Annotated in this window: 19 protein-coding genes; all 19 read left to right on the plus strand. The window is 46.7% G+C overall.

The features are described from left to right. Positions 1-125: 125 nt before the first annotated feature. Positions 126-1592, plus strand: a complete 1467-nt coding sequence (locus AB4503_RS04570) for a sigma-54 dependent transcriptional regulator (RefSeq protein WP_372113782.1) — start codon at positions 126-128, stop codon at positions 1590-1592. 184 nt (positions 1593-1776) lie between these two features. Beyond that, the gene (locus tag AB4503_RS04575) at positions 1777-2817 is read left to right on the plus strand and encodes a PAS domain-containing sensor histidine kinase (protein ID WP_017060686.1); all 1041 of its coding nucleotides are present in this window, start codon (positions 1777-1779) and stop codon (positions 2815-2817) included. A 33-nt stretch (positions 2818-2850) separates the two neighbouring features. Next, positions 2851-4260 (plus strand): sigma-54 dependent transcriptional regulator, encoded by a 1410-nt coding sequence (locus AB4503_RS04580; RefSeq protein WP_017060685.1) that lies wholly within the window; start codon positions 2851-2853, stop codon positions 4258-4260. Between the two features lie 132 nt (positions 4261-4392). Continuing rightward, entirely contained in the window at positions 4393-4704 is a 312-nt protein-coding gene (gene fliE, locus AB4503_RS04585) for a flagellar hook-basal body complex protein FliE (RefSeq protein WP_017060684.1), read from the plus strand. Between the two features lie 16 nt (positions 4705-4720). Continuing rightward, complete coding sequence (fliF, locus tag AB4503_RS04590; protein ID WP_372113784.1) at positions 4721-6463, plus strand: flagellar basal-body MS-ring/collar protein FliF; 1743 nt, start codon at positions 4721-4723, stop codon at positions 6461-6463. Then, positions 6456-7517, plus strand: coding sequence for a flagellar motor switch protein FliG (gene fliG / locus AB4503_RS04595; protein ID WP_017060682.1), 1062 nt, complete (start codon positions 6456-6458; stop codon positions 7515-7517). The genes fliF and fliG overlap by 8 nt, the downstream gene beginning before the upstream one ends. A 124-nt stretch (positions 7518-7641) precedes the next feature. Beyond that, positions 7642-8442 (plus strand): flagellar assembly protein FliH, encoded by an 801-nt coding sequence (gene fliH / locus AB4503_RS04600; protein ID WP_017060681.1) that lies wholly within the window; start codon positions 7642-7644, stop codon positions 8440-8442. Then, positions 8442-9761: a flagellar protein export ATPase FliI gene (gene fliI / locus AB4503_RS04605; RefSeq protein ID WP_017060680.1), complete on the plus strand. Its 1320-nt coding sequence runs from the start codon at positions 8442-8444 to the stop codon at positions 9759-9761. The genes fliH and fliI overlap by 1 nt, the downstream gene beginning before the upstream one ends. Before the next feature lie 19 nt (positions 9762-9780). Then, entirely contained in the window at positions 9781-10218 is a 438-nt protein-coding gene (gene fliJ / locus AB4503_RS04610) for a flagellar export protein FliJ (RefSeq protein ID WP_017060679.1), read from the plus strand. Between the two features lie 182 nt (positions 10219-10400). Then, on the plus strand, positions 10401-12530 hold the full coding sequence (locus tag AB4503_RS04615) for a flagellar hook-length control protein FliK (RefSeq protein WP_372113786.1): 2130 nt from the start codon (positions 10401-10403) through the stop codon (positions 12528-12530). A gap of 90 nt (positions 12531-12620) precedes the next feature. After that, complete coding sequence (gene fliL / locus AB4503_RS04620; protein ID WP_017060677.1) at positions 12621-13109, plus strand: flagellar basal body-associated protein FliL; 489 nt, start codon at positions 12621-12623, stop codon at positions 13107-13109. A gap of 7 nt (positions 13110-13116) precedes the next feature. Next, positions 13117-14163, plus strand: coding sequence for a flagellar motor switch protein FliM (fliM, locus tag AB4503_RS04625; protein WP_017060676.1), 1047 nt, complete (start codon positions 13117-13119; stop codon positions 14161-14163). A gap of 29 nt (positions 14164-14192) precedes the next feature. Continuing rightward, positions 14193-14603, plus strand: a complete 411-nt coding sequence (gene fliN / locus AB4503_RS04630) for a flagellar motor switch protein FliN (RefSeq protein WP_004739851.1) — start codon at positions 14193-14195, stop codon at positions 14601-14603. Then, complete coding sequence (gene fliO / locus AB4503_RS04635; protein WP_017060675.1) at positions 14603-15043, plus strand: flagellar biosynthetic protein FliO; 441 nt, start codon at positions 14603-14605, stop codon at positions 15041-15043. The genes fliN and fliO overlap by 1 nt, the downstream gene beginning before the upstream one ends. Continuing rightward, complete coding sequence (fliP, locus tag AB4503_RS04640; protein ID WP_017068982.1) at positions 15030-15959, plus strand: flagellar type III secretion system pore protein FliP; 930 nt, start codon at positions 15030-15032, stop codon at positions 15957-15959. Before fliO ends, fliP begins: the two co-directional genes overlap by 14 nt. Before the next feature lie 11 nt (positions 15960-15970). Then, positions 15971-16240 (plus strand): flagellar biosynthesis protein FliQ, encoded by a 270-nt coding sequence (gene fliQ, locus AB4503_RS04645; protein ID WP_029235191.1) that lies wholly within the window; start codon positions 15971-15973, stop codon positions 16238-16240. Positions 16241-16246: 6 nt separating this feature from the next. Beyond that, complete coding sequence (fliR, locus tag AB4503_RS04650; RefSeq protein ID WP_017060672.1) at positions 16247-17029, plus strand: flagellar biosynthetic protein FliR; 783 nt, start codon at positions 16247-16249, stop codon at positions 17027-17029. A gap of 9 nt (positions 17030-17038) precedes the next feature. After that, complete coding sequence (gene flhB, locus AB4503_RS04655) at positions 17039-18169, plus strand: flagellar biosynthesis protein FlhB (protein WP_372113788.1); 1131 nt, start codon at positions 17039-17041, stop codon at positions 18167-18169. Positions 18170-18379: 210 nt separating this feature from the next. Continuing rightward, complete coding sequence (gene flhA, locus AB4503_RS04660) at positions 18380-20479, plus strand: flagellar biosynthesis protein FlhA (protein ID WP_372113790.1); 2100 nt, start codon at positions 18380-18382, stop codon at positions 20477-20479. Positions 20480-20501 lie beyond the last annotated feature (22 nt).

Here is a 20501-nt window from a genome sequence, read left to right on the forward strand (position 1 = left end):
TTCGTTGCTGATTTCCTAAATTTGTCCACGTAGACCATAATCATTGATACATCTCACTGTTTTATAGACTACGTTGCTCACCGTTTTTCCGCATCGCACCAAAATAAAGGCAATAATTCCTACTTATGCAAGGTTTGGCAAAACTGCTTGTCGTCGACGATAACGCTCAAGATCGTCACAATTTAAGCACAATATTAGAGTTTGTAGGAGAGAGCTGCGAAGTAATCAGCTCTGAACAAGCACGTAAAGTTGACTGGTCACTACAGTGGGCCGGCTGCATTATTGGTACCATTAAAGGTAAAGGCTTCAACGCATTACTGAATGAGAAGCTTGTTCACGCCAATCACATCCCTTTACTGGTGATTGGCAAAAACAATCACCCGGTTGACGAGTTGACTAACTATGTTGGTGAGCTTGAACTTCCTCTTAACTACCCGCAATTAAGTGATGCATTAAGACACTGTAAAGACTTCTTAGGCCGCAAAGGTGTTCAAGTTGTGTCTTCGGCACGCAAGAACACCCTGTTTCGCAGCCTAGTAGGACAAAGTGCTGGCATTCAAGAAGTACGTCACTTAATTGAACAAGTCTCTTCTACGGAAGCGAACGTGCTGATTCTTGGTGAATCTGGTACAGGCAAAGAAGTCGTAGCGCGTAACATTCACTATCACTCTAAACGTAGTTCAGGGCCTTTTGTTCCTGTAAACTGTGGCGCGATTCCACCTGATTTGCTTGAAAGTGAACTGTTTGGTCATGAGAAGGGCGCATTTACTGGGGCGATTACCGCACGTAAAGGCCGTTTTGAATTGGCTGAAGGTGGCACACTGTTTCTTGATGAAATTGGCGATATGCCGATGGCGATGCAAGTTAAGCTGCTACGAGTACTGCAAGAGCGATGCTTTGAGCGTGTAGGTGGCAATAGCACCATACAAGCTGATGTTAGAGTGATTGCGGCAACCCACCGCAACCTTGAAGATATGATCGACGATGATTCGTTCCGTGAAGATCTTTACTACCGCTTAAATGTATTCCCGATTGAAATGCCGGCGCTTCAAGATCGTAAAGAAGATATTCCACTGTTGCTTCAAGAGCTGATGACTCGAATGGAAGCGGAAGGCAGCATGCCTATCTGTTTCACGGCTCGTGCTATCAACTCTTTGATGGAGCACTACTGGCCAGGTAACGTTCGTGAATTAGCGAACCTGGTTGAGCGAATGGTTATCCTGTATCCAAACAGCTTGGTTGATGTGAATCACCTTCCAACTAAATATCGATACAGCGATATTCCTGAGTTCCAGCCTGAGTTTAATAGCTTTGTATCTGAAGAAGAGCAAGAGCGTGATGCACTTTCCGACTTGTTCGCAGAAGATTTCAGCTTTGATCAGCAAGATGATATTGCCGACAATGCTAATGCGCCTCAAGAGTTACCGCCAGAAGGGGTTAACTTGAAAGAGCTACTCGCGGATATGGAAGTGAATATGATCAATCAAGCGTTGGAAGCGCAGGGCGGCATTGTTGCTCGTGCTGCTGACATGCTTGGAATGCGTAGAACCACTCTGGTTGAAAAAATGCGTAAATATAACTTGCAGCGATAGTGTCCAGTTTTCGATGAAAACGAAAAACTAGCACACACTTTTTAGCTATTTGGTAACTCTAGCTAAGTGAACAGATAAACCATAGTCGAGTTGTTGCTTGCTTAACTATGTGATAAATATAGCAAATAGCCTGACTCGTGTTGTACGTCTCAGGCTGTTTTAGTATTTGAGGCAAATTTTTGACATGCGCGTATCTAACGAACCAGAAAATCAATCACACCTAGATTCTGTTGAACAGCAGGTTGAGCGCTATAAGCAAGTACTCGACGTGATGCCAGCTGGGGTTATCTTGTTAGATACACACGGCGAAGTGAGAGAAGCGAACCCTGAAGCGCATCGTATTCTTGGTGTTGAGTTGGTTGGCGAGAAGTGGTTTTCAGTGATTCAAAGTGCCTTTGACCCAAAAGACGATGACGGTCATGAGATCTCATTGAAGAACGGGCGAAAAGTGCGTTTGGCGATTTCAGCCTCTACCACGGGTCAGCTGATTTTGATTACCGATCTGACCGAGACCCGACTATTGCAGTCTCGCGTGAGTGATCTTCAGCGTTTGTCTTCATTAGGTAGAATGGTGGCCTCGCTTGCCCATCAAGTGCGAACGCCGCTTTCAAGTGCGATGCTGTATGCATCAAACCTTGCCGCGCCAAATCTGCCGCCGGCAACAAAAACGCGTTTTCAATCTAAGCTTATGGATAGATTGCATGACTTAGAGAAGCAAGTGAACGACATGCTGTTGTTTGCCAAAGGTGGTGACAACAAAGTCGTTAAGCCATTTACTGTGGCTGAATTGATCACTGAATTTCACCCTATGGTGGAAGCGGCATTGAAAACTAACCAGATTGATTATTGCCAAGAAGTTGAGGGCGAACAGACTCAAATGTTCGGCAACGCCAATGCTATCGCCTCAGCGTTAAGCAACCTAGTGTTGAACGCGGTTCAAATTGCGGGTAAGGAATCGCAGATCGATGTGTTTTTTAGGCCCGTAAATGGCGAGCTTAAGATATCAGTGCAAGACAGTGGCCCCGGCGTACCGAAAGAGCTTCAAGGTAAAATAATGGAACCCTTCTTTACCACTCGTTCACAAGGTACAGGTCTAGGCTTAGCGGTTGTACAAATGGTATGTCGAGCACATGAAGGCCGACTGGAATTGATATCAGAAGAAGGCGACGGCGCATGCTTTACCATGTGTCTACCGCTTGAAAGAAGTGCTTCTTCTGAAGACTAATAAGTTTTAACTGAATTTACACTGGAGAATCCTATGGCTCAAAGCAAAGTGTTAATCGTCGAAGATGATGAAGGTCTACGCGAAGCCCTTGTCGACACACTCGCGCTTGCTGGCTATGAATGGCTGGAAGCGGATTGTGCGGAAGATGCTCTGGTCAAATTAAAATCGAACTCCGTTGATATTGTCGTATCTGACGTGCAGATGGCGGGCATGGGTGGCTTGGCACTATTGAGAAACATTAAGCAGCATTGGCCAAATTTGCCGGTATTGCTAATGACAGCGTACGCCAACATCGAAGATGCCGTTGCTGCAATGAAAGAGGGCGCTATCGACTATATGGCAAAGCCATTTGCGCCAGAAGTGCTGCTCAACATGGTCAGCCGTTATGCGCCTGTAAAGTCGGATGACAACGGCGACGCTATCGTTGCTGATGAAAAAAGTATCAAGCTAATGATGCTGGCTGATAAAGTTGCGAAAACCGATGCCAACGTCATGGTGTTGGGCCCGAGTGGTTCTGGTAAAGAGGTGATGTCTCGCTACATTCACAATGCTTCTAGCCGAAAAGATGGCCCGTTTGTCGCGATTAACTGCGCGGCGATCCCAGACAACATGTTAGAAGCGACCCTGTTTGGTTATGAAAAAGGCGCATTTACTGGCGCTATTCAAGCTTGCCCGGGGAAATTCGAGCAAGCGCAGGGCGGTACAATTCTGTTGGATGAGATCAGTGAAATGGATCTTAGCCTACAAGCCAAACTACTGCGTGTTTTGCAAGAGCGCGAAGTTGAGCGATTAGGTAGTCGTAAGAGCATCAAATTGGATGTTCGTGTATTAGCGACCAGTAACCGCGACCTTAAACAGTATGTTTCTGAAGGGAATTTCCGTGAGGATTTATACTACCGCCTGAATGTATTCCCAATTTCTTGGCCTCCATTGTGCGAGCGTAAAGGCGATATTGAGCCTTTAGCCAAGCACTTAGTTGAGCGCCACTGCACCAAACTTGGTATGCCTGTACCCGTTATGTCAGCACAAGCGATCAGCAAACTCGTCAATTATCCGTGGCCGGGCAATGTTCGCGAATTAGACAATGTGGTACAGCGTGCGCTAATATTGAGCGAACAAGAGAACATCTCTGGTGAGCATATCCTTCTTGAAGGTGTCGATTGGCAAGACGCAAGCAGCCTACAACAAATCGTCGAAGGCAGTGACGTAGCTGCGCCAGAAATTAAGCCTATTGCCGAAGCAAACCCAATCAATAAAATCGCGGCTAGCAGCGAAGGGTTAGGTAATGAGCTTAGAGATCAAGAGTATGCGATCATTCTTGAAACCCTGATTGCATGTAATGGCCGACGCAAAGATATGGCTGAAAAACTGGGCATTAGCCCTCGTACACTGCGTTACAAGTTGGCTAAAATGCGCGATGCTGGAATAGATATCCCAAACTGAGGATAGATTAGTAGTGTCAGCTTTCTGACTAGTGTAATACGATATCTAGTCAATTAAATGTGTGGCACGCTAATTGCTCTGTCAATAATATAGCTAAATAGATGGTCATAATTTTGACTCCTGAGGTAGTAGATGAGAATAGATGGTTTACAAGGCGAAATGCAGGCAATGATGGTCGAAGCTGCCAGCGCGCGTCCCGCAGCAACGGGGCAAGCGGTCGGTGCAGATTTTGGCAACATGCTGACTAATGCCATCAATAATGTGAACTCATTACAAAAGACCTCAGGTGATCTTCAAGCTCGTTTTGATAGTGGCGACCAAAGCGTATCCCTATCGGACGTGATGATTGCTCGTAATAAATCTAGTGTGGCTTTTGAGGCGACGATCCAAATTAGAAATAAATTGGTCGAATCGTACAAAGAGCTGATGAATATGCCGGTATAAGTTGGGTAGTTAAATAGTGGCAGATAATAGTCAAACAACAGATTTAACCGTAAGCGATAGCAACGACCATGCACTTATTGCAGGCTCTGAGCTAGACGGAGAAGGGCAAAATCCCGATCTAGGTGAACGCAGTTCATCGAAGTTCGATATGGCTGTCGGTGATCTTGATTTACTTCGTCAGGTCGTCTTAGTCCTTTCTATCTCTATCTGTGTAGCGCTGATTGTGATGCTGTTTTTCTGGGTAAAAGAGCCAGAAATGCGTCCATTAGGGGCTTACGAAACAGAAGAATTGATCCCCGTTCTTGATTACTTAGATCTGCAAAAGATCGATTACACGCTTGAAGGCAATACCATCTCAGTACCGGCGAGTGAGTACAACTCATTAAAGCTTAATATGGTACGAGCGGGTTTGAATCAAGAGCGAAACGCGGGTGATGACATCCTCATGCAAGACATGGGTTTTGGTGTATCACAACGTTTAGAACAAGAACGCCTTAAATTAAGCCGCGAAAGACAACTTGCCAAAGCCATTGAGCAGATGAAACAGGTGCGTAAAGCTCAGGTTTTATTGGCCCTGCCGAAGCAGAGTGTTTTTGTACGTCATAATCAAGAAGCCTCTGCTTCTGTATTCCTAACTCTAAAAACAGGTACTAACCTCAAGCAGCAAGAAGTTGATTCTGTTGTGGATATGGTGGCAAGTGCCGTTCCGGGAATGAAAACCTCACGTATTACGGTGACCGATCAGCATGGCCGATTGTTGAGCTCAGGCTCTCAAGACCCTATGTCAGCGGCGCGTCGTAAAGAACACGAGTTAGAGCGCAATCAAGAACAAGCGCTGCGTGAAAAAATTGACTCCATCCTGATTCCTATTCTTGGGTTTGGTAACTACACCGCTCAGGTTGATATCCAGCTCGATTTCAGTGCTGTGGAGCAAACCAGAAAACGTTTTGATCCGAATACACCGGCGACTCGAAGTGAATACACCTTAGAAGATTACAACAATGGAAATACGGTGGCGGGTATTCCGGGTGCGTTGAGTAACCAGCCTCCAGCGGATGCCTCAATTCCACAAGATGTGGCTCAGATGAAAGACGGCGCGATGACAGGTCAAGGCTCTGTTCACAAAGAAGCGACTCGAAACTTTGAGCTAGACACCACCATCAGTCATGAACGTAAACAGAGCGGCACGGTTAATCGTCAGACGGTTTCTGTTGCGATCAAAGACCGCCAATCCTTGAACCCAGATACGGGTGAAGTGGTTCATACGCCAATCCCGGCGAGCGAAATCAATGCGATTCGCCAAGTACTGATTGGTACGGTGGGCTTTGATGAAACTCGTGGTGATTTGCTCAACGTATTAAGCATGCAGTTTGCACCTCAAGTAACAGATATTGTTGCTGATGTGCCAATCTGGGAACATCCAAACTTCAATGATTGGGTTCGTTGGTTTGCAAGTGCCTTGGTTATCATTGTGGTGGTGTTGGTACTTGTTCGCCCTGCAATGAAGAAACTGCTTAACCCAGCAGCAGACAACGATGAACAGATGTACGGACCTGATGGCATGCCAATTGGTGCCGACGGCGAAACCAGCTTAATTGGTGGTGATATTGAAGGTGGTGAGCTGTTTGAATTTGGTTCAAGTATCGACTTACCAAACCTTCATAAAGACGAGGACGTGCTGAAAGCAGTACGTGCACTTGTAGCGAATGAACCAGAGCTAGCAGCTCAAGTAGTTAAGAATTGGATGGTAGATGGCTAACGAAATAGTTCCACAACAAACTGAAGGCGGTGAAGTGCTTGATGTCTCTAGCGTGGATATCGGCTCTATCTCAGGCGATGAGCGCGCTGCGATCTTGTTGCTCAGTTTAAATGAAGAAGATGCTGCTGGTATTATTCGTCACCTAGAGCCAAAGCAGGTTCAGCGTGTGGGTAGTGCGATGGCGCGAGCTACAGACCTATCCCAAGAGAAAGTAGGCGCTGTGCACCGTGCTTTCTTAGATGATATTCAGAAGTACACCAACATTGGTATGGGCAGCGAAGACTTCATGCGTAATGCGTTAGTTGCTGCTCTGGGTGAAGACAAGGCGAATAACCTTGTTGACCAAATCCTTCTCGGCACAGGTTCGAAAGGTTTGGATTCGCTTAAGTGGATGGATCCTCGTCAGGTGGCGAGCATTATCATCAACGAGCACCCTCAAATTCAAACTATTGTGTTGTCGTACCTCGATGCCGATCAATCGGCTGAGATCCTGTCTCAGTTCCCAGAGCGAGTTCGTCTGGATCTGATGATGCGTATTGCCAACCTTGAAGAAGTTCAACCTTCGGCGCTTGCTGAACTGAATGAAATCATGGAGAAACAGTTCGCGGGTCAAGCGGGTGCTCAAGCTGCCAAAATTGGTGGCCTGAAAGCCGCGGCTGAGATCATGAACTACATGGATAACAACGTGGAAGGCGTCTTGATGGATCAAATCCGTGACCAAGACGAAGACATGGCAACACAGATTCAAGATCTGATGTTTGTCTTTGAAAACCTTATTGAAGTTGATGACCAAGGTGTTCAACGACTACTACGTGATGTTCCACAAGATATTCTACAGAAAGCACTTAAAGGTGCAGATGAAGGTCTACGTGAGAAGATCTTCAAGAACATGTCTAAACGTGCTGCCGATATGATGAGAGACGATATTGAGGCGATGCCGCCAGTCAAAGTCTCTGATGTTGAAGCGGCTCAGAAAGAGATTTTGGGTATCGCGAGGAAGATGGCAGACAGTGGCGAAATTATGCTGTCTGGTGGCGCCGACGAGTTCCTTTAATACAGAAATCTCAAAAGCCCCACACTGTTGGGGCTTTTCTTTATCCAATCTCGAACCACAGATTAACTCAGTTTAACTGCTTGAATTCACAATACAGTTAAGCCACTCATAGATAGGTACTGATATGTCAGGTGATAGAAAACGCGGCTTCCTTCGCCCTGAAGAAGATAATACGGTTGCCCAACCTCAGAAATGGGGGCTGCCTGACTACACCTCTGACGTGAGCAAACAAGCCAAAGAAACCGCTTTTAACTACGACCCTAGTTGGATGCCAACGGTTGAAGAAGCCATTGAAGATGAAGAGCTGGTTCTGACTGAAGAGCAAATCGAGCTGATTAAACAAGGCGCTTATCAGGAAGGGCTGCATCAAGGCCAAGAGGCGGGCTTTAAGCAAGGCTATGAAAAAGGCAAAGAAGAAGGTTTTGCTGCCGGTCACGAAGAAGGCAACGAAGCCGGCAAGCTTGAAGGCGTAACCGCGGGTCAAGAGTACATTCAACAGCAGGTGGCCGTCTTCATGGGGCTGGCAAACCAGTTCGCTCAACCATTAGAGTTGATGAACGCTCAGGTGGAGAAGCAATTGGTCGACATGGTGCTTACCATGGTCAAAGAAGTGGTTCATGTTGAAGTGCAAACCAACCCACAAATCATATTAGATACCGTTAAAGAATCGGTAGAGTCGTTGCCGATTTCTGGTCACGCAATCACATTGAAACTCAATCCGGAAGATGTGGCGATCATTCGCTCTGCGTATGGCGAGACTGAATTGGACTGCCGTAATTGGACGCTGGTCGCAGAGCCAGCACTCAACCGTGGTGATGTACAAATTGAAGCGGGTGAGTCGAGCGTTAACTACCGCATGGAAGATCGTGTAAAGAACGTTATTCAAAATTTCTGCGGCGCAAATCGTCACCAAGGTCATGAGTAATGCTTGAGTTAGCGAATCGTCTCAGTCAGTACAAAGTCGAAGGGTTAAAATCACGACCGATTGCCTCAGGTAAGTTAGTACGCGTTGTTGGCTTAACGCTTGAAGCGACCGGCTGTAAAGCGCCAATCGGCAGTTTGTGTTTAGTCGAAACCATGTCTGGTCAGATGGAAGCCGAAGTCGTCGGTTTCTCTGGCGATAACCTATTTTTGATGCCGAGTGAGCAAATCACCGGGATCTTACCTGGCGCTCGCGTCACGCCAATGACTACCGAAAGTGGTATCCCTGTTGGAATGGAACTGCTCGGTCGAGTGATCGACGGCGTAGGTAATCCACTCGACGGTTTAGGTCCAATCTATACAGAGCAACGCGCTTCATTTAATGCGGAGCCAATCAACCCGTTAGCTCGTAAACCGATTTCTGAACCACTCGATGTCGGCTTGAAAGCCATTAATGGTTTGCTAACCGTGGGTAAAGGGCAACGTATCGGTCTGTTTGCTGGCTCTGGTGTCGGTAAATCCGTAACTCTGGGCATGATGACTCGAGGCACAACTGCGCAAGTAGTGGTCGTAGGCCTAATCGGTGAGCGTGGACGAGAAGTTAAAGAATTTATTGAAGAGATTCTTGGTGAAGATGGCCGTAAGCGTTCGGTTGTTGTTGCCGCTCCTGCCGACTCATCACCATTGATGCGCTTAAAAGGCTGTCAAACCGCGTTGGCTGTCGCCGAGTACTTCCGCGACCAAGGCTTAGATGTTCTGCTACTCATGGATTCATTGACCCGTTTTGCTCAAGCTCAGCGTGAAATTGCTCTGTCTGTGGGTGAGCCGCCAGCAACCAAGGGCTATCCGCCATCAGTCTTCGCTAAGCTTCCTGCGCTGGTGGAACGTGCGGGTAACGGCAACGATGAACAAGGTTCTATCACGGCTTTCTTTACCGTGTTAACCGAAGGCGATGACTTACAAGATCCGATTGCGGATGCGTCGCGAGCAATTCTCGATGGTCACGTTGTGTTATCTCGTGAGATGGCCGATGCCGGTCACTACCCAGCGATTGACGTTGAGAAATCCGTCAGTCGTGTTATGCCGCAAATCACCACTGAAGAACATGTCTTGATGTCGAAAGCGGTAAGGCAAGTGCTGTCTATCTGCCGTAAAAACCAAGATTTGGTGTCGATTGGTGCTTACAAGCCAGGAACGGATCCAGCAATCGATAGTGCCTTCACGTTGAAACCAAAACTGGATGAGTACTTGCAGCAGAAGATGAAAGAGACCGTCCCATACGACATGTGCGTCAACATGTTGAAACATGTATTGGGTGGCTAACGGGTGAATAAGGTTAGTCATGGATAACGCATTAGAATTTTTGCTCGATCAAGCCAAAGATCAAGAGAACCAAGCGGTACTTGCGCTCAACAAAGCGAACTCTGAGCTGCAAGGCTACTATGAGCAGGTTGCGCAGATTGAAAAGTATCGACTGGATTACTGTCAGCAGCTCGTTGACCGCGGCAAGGCAGGCTTAACGGCGAGCCAATATGGTCACTTGAACCGCTTCTTAACTCAGTTGGATGAAACATTATCCAAACAGAGAGAAGCCGAGCACCACTTTAAAAATCAAGTCGACAACTGCCAAAGCTACTGGATGGAGTTACGCAAAAAACGTAAATCCTACGAGTGGTTGATGGAGAAAAAGCAGAAAGAGAAAGCAAAGCTGCAAGATCGAAGAGAACAAAAGCAAATGGATGAGTTTTCGACTCTGTTATACAGCCGAAAGAAGATGTGATCCTAAGCCACGAATGACGTCAGTGCTGTTCTCTATATTGTGAAAACCGAACTTATAGGCATGTTTCTTGCTCCATTTTATATAAAATTGCGCGTTATGCCCACCAAAGGCATGAAAAGCATCCGACTTTCTTTTTGTTGCCTGATTCATGGCAGCAAAGCTAGTAGATAGAGCTTGTATATATGAATGTTAGTCTTTCCTCAAATTCAGCGACCAACAAAATGTCATCGTTGTTGGACACCGGTTCTGCCTCTTCCAAGGTAGAAGAAACCGGCGACTCTAAAGGTTTCTTTGAGTCCTTTAAAGAAGCGCTCGGCTTTGAAGAAAGTGACAGTAAAGTCGCAGCAAAAGACACAGAAAGCACTGCGAAACCTGATACTAAACAGACATCTACCGAAGGTGAAGCGTCAGCCGAAGCGAACAAAGGTGATTCCGCTGAATCAAAGGCTACTGACGAAGTGAGCGAAGCGCAAAGCAAGCAAGCAGCTTCAGAAGTAGAAGGCGAGAAAGCTGCTGATAAAACATCAGCAGAGGCTGCGTCTGGATCTGAGGCTCAGCTCAAAGCCAATTCGGGCACTGATAGCACTGTCGCTGATAAGACTGTTGCAGATAAGGCAGATGGTAAAGATGCGCAGGATACGACTAACGAATCTAAAGAACATATTGCTCAATCCCAAACTCAGGGCCCATCAGCGGTAGATGGTGCTACGCAGGCATCGCAAGCCAATGCAGCGATGAGCGAAGGCAATAAATTGCTTGGTCAATTGGATGAGGCAAACAAAACCCTAAATCAAGCGCCAAACGGCAAAGGCTTGCCTCAGCAAGGTCAGGTAGAACAAGCCCAAGGTAATATCACCGGTGCTTCTGTTGCAGGAGTTTCCGTTACGGATAAGGCGACACAACAAGCTAAGGCTGCAAATCAGGAGAAGAGCCTTGAAGTCGATTCTGAAATCGCTGTACTTACCGGAGGTAAGGGTGTTTCTCAGCTAACTGATACTGAAATTCGACAGTTGATGGATAAAGGCGTCACTCCAGAACAAATTGAAGCCAGTATGAGCCGAGAGCTGAGCCAAAAGAATGCAGCTAGTGCGGTTGCTGCCGAGCAGAGCCAAGCATTGTCAGCCGTGGATATTGAACTGGCAAAGCAAGTAGATGCCCATACCAAAGCGCTAAACCAATTGAATGGACAAATCGAATCAGAGCAGTCTGTTGTCGATAGCTTGCTTGATAAGCAACAAAGTGGCGCTAAGTTGACGGTTGATGAGCAAGCCGCTTTGGCTAAAGCGACCTCTAACCTAGACCTGTTGAATCAACAGCTCGCTAACGTTCAACAACAAGTAACAGCTTTGCTAAGTCAAGCTCCGGCTGCGAACAGTGCGTCTGGTGAACCCACTGCTATCGATTGGGATAATACGGATTCAAGCGAAACTAAAGCCTTAGCTGCGGCAGCATCAACAGCAGCTGTAGCGACGGCTACACAACAAGTGTCAGCGCAGGCCGCTTCTCAATCAGCAAACAATGCTCTTACGGACAAGGCGGCAATGCTGCACGCCAATAATGCACATGCAGCCCAACAGGCCGCAGCTCAACAAGCTAATGTGGCTTCACCTCAGCAGCAAGCAACGTTGGATCCAGCTTTAACCGCGCAAGGAATGGCGATGAATGCAACGCCAGCTGCCACAAAAGCAGGCTCGACTGATACGCTTCTTAAAGCGGGCGCCGGTGCAGCAGCACTGTCTGGTTTGGGTAAAGCGGGTGCTAAAGAAGATTCTAAAGATTCGACCTTTGCTCAGCAGATCGCTTCTGCGGCTGGTGCACAAGGTACGGCAACGGTGGGTTCAGCACCTACGCGAGCTGAAATTCAAGCTGCTCAACAAGCGCCCTTACAGCTCACCAAAGAGCTAGCCAATGAGCAAGTGGCTGAAAAAGTACAAATGATGATGTCTAAGAACCTTAAGAACTTGGACATTCGTCTCGACCCACCAGAATTGGGCCAAATGAAAATCCGCATGACCATGAATAATGACGTGGCAAACGTGCACTTTACGGTGAGTAATCAGCAAGCGAGAGATGTGATTGAACAAACCTTACCTCGCTTGAGAGAGATGCTTGCTCAGCAAGGTCTGCAGCTTACCGATTCGTCTGTTCAACAACAGAACTCCGGTCAGGGACAAGATAGATACAACAATGGTGAGCAACAATCCGGCGCTAACCGCACAAATGATACGCAAGGTGATGAAAACCTTGATAGTGGCAGCAATCTTGAATTGAATGTCGCATCAAAGCGTGATGGAATTAGTTATTATGCCTAATATCAGGCTAAGAACGCTTGGTTAATAGAAAAAACCAGTTAATAAAAAGAACCATCAGTTAATCGCAAGAACAGGAAGTTAGAGTAAGATATGGCCGAAGAACAAGATGCACCTAAAGGGAAGAGCAAGCTCCTTATAATTATTATTGCCGTAGTTGTGTTACTGCTTGGTATAGGTGGTGCGCTGTACTTTTTCTTAGGTTCTGACGATAGCGCCTCTGAATCTCAGTCTCAGCCAGCAACGGCTGTGGTCGCTGCAGAGCCGGTTATGTATGTTAATATTCCTCAGCCCTTCTTGTTTAATGTGACAGGTGACAAAAAAGATCGCCTAGTTCAGATAAAAGCACAGCTCATGGTACGTGGCAGTAAGAATGAAGACCTGGCTCGTTACCACTCTCCACTTGTAGAAAGTACGCTACTGGCCACGTTCGCTTCGGCAACGGTTGATCAATTGCGCTCACCAACAGGCCGCGTGGAACTGCGTAATAAGGCAACAGAAGATATTAAAGCAAGCCTGGCTCAAGCTGTTGGCCAGCCTGTGATTGAAAAAGTGTTATTCACTGACTTCGTAATTCAATAGGTAATTTGTGACCGATTTATTAAGCCAAGACGAAATTGATGCGCTGTTACATGGCGTTGATGATGTTGAAGAAGTTGAAGATGTCTTAGAAACCGAAAATGACAATGCGGTCAATTTCGACTTCTCATCTCAAGATCGAATCGTCCGTGGTCGAATGCCGACCCTTGAACTTATTAACGAGCGCTTCGCACGTCATATGCGTATCAGCTTGTTTAATATGTTACGTAAAACGGCTGAAGTGTCGATCAACGGCGTACAGATGATGAAGTTTGGTGAGTACCAAAACACATTGTATGTACCCACCAGTTTAAACATGGTTCGTTTCCGTCCATTGAAAGGTACGGCACTCATCACCATGGAAGCTCGTCTGGTTTTCATTCTCGTAGAGAACTTTTTTGGCGGTGATGGTCGTTTCCACGCCAAGATTGAAGGTCGTGAATTCACGCCTACTGAAAGACGAATCATTCAGTTACTGCTGAAAATTGTTTTTGAAGATTACAAAGAAGCTTGGTCGCCAGTGATGGGGGTTGAGTTTGAATACTTGGATTCCGAAGTGAACCCAAGTATGGCGAACATTGTGAGCCCAACCGAAGTGATTGTTGTGAGTTCGTTCCACATTGAAGTGGATGGCGGTGGTGGTGACTTCCACGTTGTCATGCCTTACTCCATGGTTGAGCCGATCCGTGAACTGCTTGATGCGGGTGTTCAATCAGACAAGATGGAAACCGATGTTCGTTGGAGTACCGCACTGCGTGATGAGATCATGGATGTGCCCGTCAATTTCCGCGTGAATTTGCTAGAGCAAGATATTTCCCTTCGTGATCTGATGGAGCTGCGCCCTGGTGATGTTATCCCAATGAACATGCCTGAGCACGCAACCATGTTTGTCGAAGAACTGCCGACTTATCGTGTGAAAATGGGCCGTTCTGGTGAGAAGCTTGCAGTACAGATTTCGGAAAAAATTCAAAGACCACATGTGGTTAAAACTGATCTCGCTTTTCTAGGTAAAGACTTATTGTCTGAGCTCGAAAACAGTGATGATGACGACGAATAGTAAAATAGATAAAAGTATAGGAATTGGTAATGGAACCTAGTGAAGATCAAAAGCTAGCAGACGAATGGGCTGCAGCACTTGGTGAAGATCCTTCAGCGCCGTCAATTGATGTTGATGATGTGCTTGCGGCACCACTTGATGAGCTAACCGATTCATCATCTCCGATTTCTGAAGATGAGCGTCGTAAGCTGGATACCATTATGGATATCCCCGTGACTATTTCGATGGAAGTTGGCCGCTCTCAGATCAGTATCCGTAATTTACTTCAGTTGAACCAAGGTTCGGTTGTTGAGCTAGATCGAATCGCTGGTGAGTCACTAGACGTGATGGTCAACGGAACTCTGATTGCTCACGGTGAAGTGGTTGTAGTAAACGACAAGTTTGGTATTCGTTTGACTGACGTTATTAGCCAGACAGAACGAATTAAGAAGCTGCGTTAATGAGCTTTTTGTCTCAAAGACTTGCGGGCTCTTTTCTCGGAATGACAGGTTTGTTACGAGGAATCTTGGGAGTAGGGCTATTAACGGCTCCTTCCATTGCCTTTGCAGCAACACCGCCTTCTCTCGATTTAGCGACCACCTTTGGGTCGCTAATTTTCGTTATAGCCTTCATTTTATTTATTGCTTGGCTACTCAAGCGAATGCAAGTACCTGCGATGTCGAATCAACAAGGTTTGGCGATTGTTAGGCAAATCCCTGTTGGTACTAAAGAGCGTATCGCTATTGTGCAAGCGGGTGATGAACAGTTCTTGGTAGGGATTACCACACAATCGATTCAGCTGATCTCTAAGCTCGATAAACCTCTTACTCAGGAGATGCTGGAAAAAAGTACATTTTCAAGTCAGCTTTCCCAGCTAATAAAAAAAGATGCAAACAAGTAACGGACTTTTGAACTCCTCTTACTTTCACCAAGCCGGAGCTTTCCGAACGGTGAAAGTGTGGTTGGTTCAGCTTATTCTCCTATGCTCAATCGTATTCAGTGTGTCGGTATTTGCACAAGCTGAAGACGGCACCGTCATTCCTGCGAATACCGCTGGCTCGGAATCGGTCACTATCAGCACGATGGAACAAGACCAAGCCAAATCGACAACCATGACCACGGGCAGCTTGACTGGCAATGGTGGCGGCATACCTGCCTTTACCATGACAACCAATGCCAATGGCGGTGAAGACTACTCGATTAACCTGCAAATTCTCGCGTTAATGACCATGCTTGGCTTCTTGCCGGCGATGGTGATTTTGATGACATCGTTCACTCGTATTGTGGTTGTGATGTCTATCTTGCGTCAGGCGATGGGTCTACAACAAACACCGTCTAACCAAGTCATTATTGGTATCGCGATATTCTTGACCTTCTTCATCATGTCGCCAGTGATTAATCAAGTGAACGAACAAGCAGTTCAGCCTTATCTTAATGAACAGATATCGGCACGACAGGCATTTGATGTTGCCCAAAAACCGATTAAATCCTTCATGCTCAAGCAGACTCGAATCAAAGATCTTGAAACCTTTGTTGAGATTTCTGGCGCGGAAGTGACTAACCCTGAAGATGTTTCGATGGCGGTTCTGATTCCAGCATTTATCACATCGGAATTAAAAACGGCTTTCCAAATCGGATTTATGCTGTTCTTGCCTTTCCTAATCATCGACTTGGTGGTGGCATCGGTATTGATGGCTATGGGTATGATGATGTTGTCACCGATGATTGTATCGCTGCCGTTTAAGTTGATGCTGTTTGTTCTTGTTGATGGCTGGAACTTGATACTCTCCACACTCGCCGGCAGTTTTGCCTTGTAGCTGGGGGAATAATGAATCCTGAAATATTCGTAGAGTTGTTCCGAGATGCCCTTTGGATGGTATTAATCATGGTTTGCGCCATCATTATTCCTAGCCTGCTGATCGGTTTGGTTGTGGCTGTTTTCCAAGCTGCGACCTCAATCAACGAACAAACCCTGAGTTTCCTGCCGCGTTTGATCGTAACTTTGTTGGCGTTGATGCTATTCGCACACTGGATGACCCAGATGATGATGGAGTTCTTTTTTGAGCTCATCGAACGCTTGCCGCAAGTTCTGTATTAAACCGATATGGAATACCCAACGAGCCTTGTACTAGAGTGGTTAGCCAATTATTTTTGGCCATACACTCGCATCTCAGCGATGCTGATGGTGATGACGGTAACAGGGGCACGCTTCGTGTCGCCGCGTATTCGTCTGTATTTAGGCTTGGCGATCACTTTTGCGGTGATGCCTGCGATTCCGGCCGTTCCCAAAGAGATTGAACTTCTGTCCTTTCAAGGCTTCCTGACTGTCTTCGAGCAAATTGTGATTGGCGTGGCCATGGGTTTTGTTACCCAGTTCATGATTCAAACCTTTGTTATGCTGGGTCAGATCCTCGGTATGCAATCGAGCTTGGGTTTTGCATCAATGGTCGACCCGGCTAACGGGCAAAACACGCCGGTACTTGGTCAGCTGTTCATGCTGCTAGCGACCATGTTTTTTTTGGCGACCGATGGTCACTTGAAAATGCTGCAGCTGGTGGTGTTTAGTTTTAAGACCTTGCCGATTGGCAGTGGCTCTCTAACCTCTGTGGATTTTCGAGAGCTCGCGTTGTGGCTCGGCATCATGTTCAAAACGGCATTAGCGATGTCATTGTCGGGGATTATTGCGCTGCTAACGATTAACCTTTCTTTTGGTGTAATGACGCGTGCGGCACCTCAATTAAACATCTTTTCTTTGGGTTTTGCATTTGCGCTACTCGTGGGTCTGTTACTTTGTTGGTACATCCTTGGCGGCTTGTATAGTCACTATGAGCTATTCTGGATGCAGGGCGAACAACAGATATGTCGTCTAATCCGGTTAGATTGCTAGGAGACTGAAATGGCAGAGTCAGACGGTCAAGAACGCACAGAAGACGCCACGCCCAAACGCTTGCAACAGGCCAAAGAGAAAGGGCAGGTTGCAAGGTCAAAAGAGCTAGCGTCAGCGTCGGTACTTATTGTCGGTGCAATTGCATTAATGTGGTTTGGCGAATCGATGGCGAAGGCTTTGTTCGAGGCCATGCAACGTCTGTTCTCTTTGAGTCGCGACGAAATTTTTGACACTAACAAACTCCTAGAAATCGCTGGTGGTGCACTGGTGAACCTGCTGTTCCCGCTGTTTTTGATACTGATAACCTTGTTTGTTGCTGCCGTCATCGGCGCTGCGGGTGTCGGTGGGATTAACTTCTCAATGCAAGCAGCAATGCCTAAGGCGTCTAAGCTCAACCCACTCAGTGGCATCAAGCGTATGTTTGGCCTGCAAAGCTGGGTTGAACTGCTCAAGTCTATTCTTAAAGTAGCGCTCGTATCGGGGATGGCGATTTATCTGATTCAAGCCTCTCAGCATGATTTAATGCAGCTGAGTATGGATGTGTACCCACAGAACATCTTCCATGCCTTGGATATCTTGCTCAATTTCATCCTGTTGATCAGTTTCTCGCTGCTTATTGTGGTGGCGATTGATATCCCGTTCCAGATCTGGCAACACGCCGATCAATTGAAGATGACCAAACAAGAAGTCAAAGACGAATTCAAAGACACTGAAGGTAAGCCGGAAGTGAAAGGCCGAATTCGTATGCTTCAAAGGGAAGCGGCTCAGCGTCGCATGATGGCAGACGTTCCTCAAGCGGATGTGATTGTGACCAACCCGGAACACTTTTCAGTGGCGCTGCGCTATAAGCAGAATCAAGACAAAGCACCAATTGTGGTTGCTAAAGGTGTCGACCACATGGCGATGAAGATCCGAGAGATTGCGCGTGCAAACGACATCTATATAGTTCCAGCGCCGCCATTGGCGAGGGCGCTTTATCACACCACTGAGCTAGAACAACAAATTCCTGACGGTCTGTTTACGGCAGTTGCACAAGTGCTTGCATATGTTTTCCAGCTTAAACAGTACCGAAAACGAGGTGGTGAGCGACCAAAACTGCAAGATTCTAATATGCCGATCCCACCTGATTTACGTCATTAGATCAATTGCTTGAGCTCTGCGTGATGAACCCTGATAATAGCGAGCTAGCTAATCTTCCTTTTATAGAGGTGATGGCGATAATTTGACGTGAGATGTTGGTACAGTGTTTGCTGTAGTAGCCTGAACATTATAAGCCCATAGCAAACAGCCCTGACTAAGACCTAATCCACTTGTTCAGAGAGCTACAACATAGCGAAACTGTCTAGATTTATGAAATTCTCCCTGCCTTTTGCGGACAAGCTACCTAAAATCCCTAACCGTGCCATGCCTGCGATTGGTGCACCTATTATGGTACTTGCAACGCTTGCTATGGTGGTGTTGCCCATTCCAGCTTTCTTGTTGGATATGTTCTTCACCTTCAACATTGCACTGTCTATGGTTGTGCTACTGGTCTCGGTATATACCCGCAGGCCTTTAGACTTCGCTGCATTCCCAACCGTCCTGCTGATTGCGACTCTACTTCGATTGGCCTTGAACGTTGCTTCGACACGTGTGGTATTGCTTCATGGTCATGAAGGTGGCGACGCGGCCGGTAATGTGATTGAAGCCTTCGGTAACGTGGTTATCGGTGGTAACTATGCGGTAGGTCTAGTGGTGTTCTTGATTCTTATGATCATCAACTTCATGGTTGTAACCAAAGGTGCGGGTCGTATCTCGGAAGTAAGCGCGCGTTTCACGTTAGACGCCTTACCGGGTAAACAGATGGCAATCGATGCCGACTTGAACGCAGGTTTGATCGACCAAGACCAGGCGCGTCTGAGACGTTTTGAAGTAACCAAAGAAGCTGACTTCTACGGTTCGATGGACGGTGCTTCTAAGTTTGTTAAAGGCGATGCGATCGCTGGTATCTTAATCTTATTCATCAACATCATTGGTGGCTTGAGCATTGGTATGGCTCAGTTTGACCTTGGTTTTGGCGAAGCAATCGAAATCTATACACTACTGACTATCGGTGATGGTCTGGTAGCACAAATTCCGTCTCTATTATTGTCGATCGCAGCTGCAATGATGGTAACGCGTCAAAACACCGATGAAGATATGGGCGAGCAACTTGTCTTCCAAATGTTCGACAACCCTAAAGCCCTTATGATCACTGCCGCCATCCTTGGCATTATGGGTATTGTTCCTGGCATGCCACATTTCTCGTTCTTGAGCCTTGCCATCGTTGCAGGCGCGGGGGCGTACTACATCGATAAAAAGAACAAGAAGAAGGCGGAAGAACCTAACCTTCCGGCCACGGTTGAAGCCAATGGAGAAGTAGGCTCTCAGAAGGAGCTCTCTTGGGATGATGTTCAACCTGTCGATATTATTGGTTTAGAAGTGGGTTACCGTTTAATTCCTTTGGTTGATAGAGACCAAGGTGGTGAATTGCTTGAACGCGTTAAAGGTGTGCGTAAAAAGCTGTCTCAAGACTTTGGTTTCTTGATCCCAGCAGTACACATTCGCGATAACCTAGAACTGACACCAAACAGCTACCGCATTACCTTGATGGGTGTTGCTGTGGGTGAAGCTGAGATTAAGCCAGACATGGAACTCGCGATTAACCCGGGCCAAGTCTATGGCATGATCGATGGCGAGCCGACGATTGACCCTGCCTTTGGCCTTGAAGCGGTTTGGATTCGTGAAGAGCAGCGTGAACACGCACAAGCTCTAGGTTATACCGTTGTAGATTCTTCTACAGTACTGGCGACACACCTTAGCCAGCTGCTAACCAACAACGCATCACAGCTTATTGGTCATGAAGAAGTTCAGAACTTGCTTGAGATGCTCAGCCGCTCAACACCTAAGCTGGTTGAAGGTTTTGTACCGGATCAATTGCAGTTGGGTGTGGTTGTGAAAGTACTACAGAACCTGCTGAATGAAGCGATTCCAATTCGTGATATTCGAACCATAGTCCAAACTTTGTCGGAGTATTCAGGTAAGAGTCAAGAACCTGACATACTTACTGCGGCGGTTCGTATCTCATTGAAACGACTAATTGTTCAAGAAATCAATGGTATAGAACCAGAATTGCCAGTGATAACTTTGATTCCTGAGCTGGAACAAATCTTGCATAAAACCATGCAGGCATCCGGCGGAGAATCTGCTGGTATTGAACCTGGTTTAGCCGAACGTTTACAGACCTCTCTCAGCCACGCTACACAAGAGCAAGAGCTGAAAGGTGAGCCCGCGGTACTATTGACCTCTGGCGTGTTGCGTTCGACTCTGGCTAAGTTCGTTAAGAACACGATCCCAAGCTTGCGAGTCTTGTCTTACCAAGAAATACCGGACGAAAAGCAGATACGTATAGTACAAGCTGTTGGTAATTAAGCCGCCTAATTAGAACGGACAA

The sequence above is a fragment of the Vibrio sp. 10N.222.55.B11 genome (assembly GCF_041473705.1).
Lineage (GTDB): Bacteria > Pseudomonadota > Gammaproteobacteria > Enterobacterales > Vibrionaceae > Vibrio > Vibrio crassostreae_C.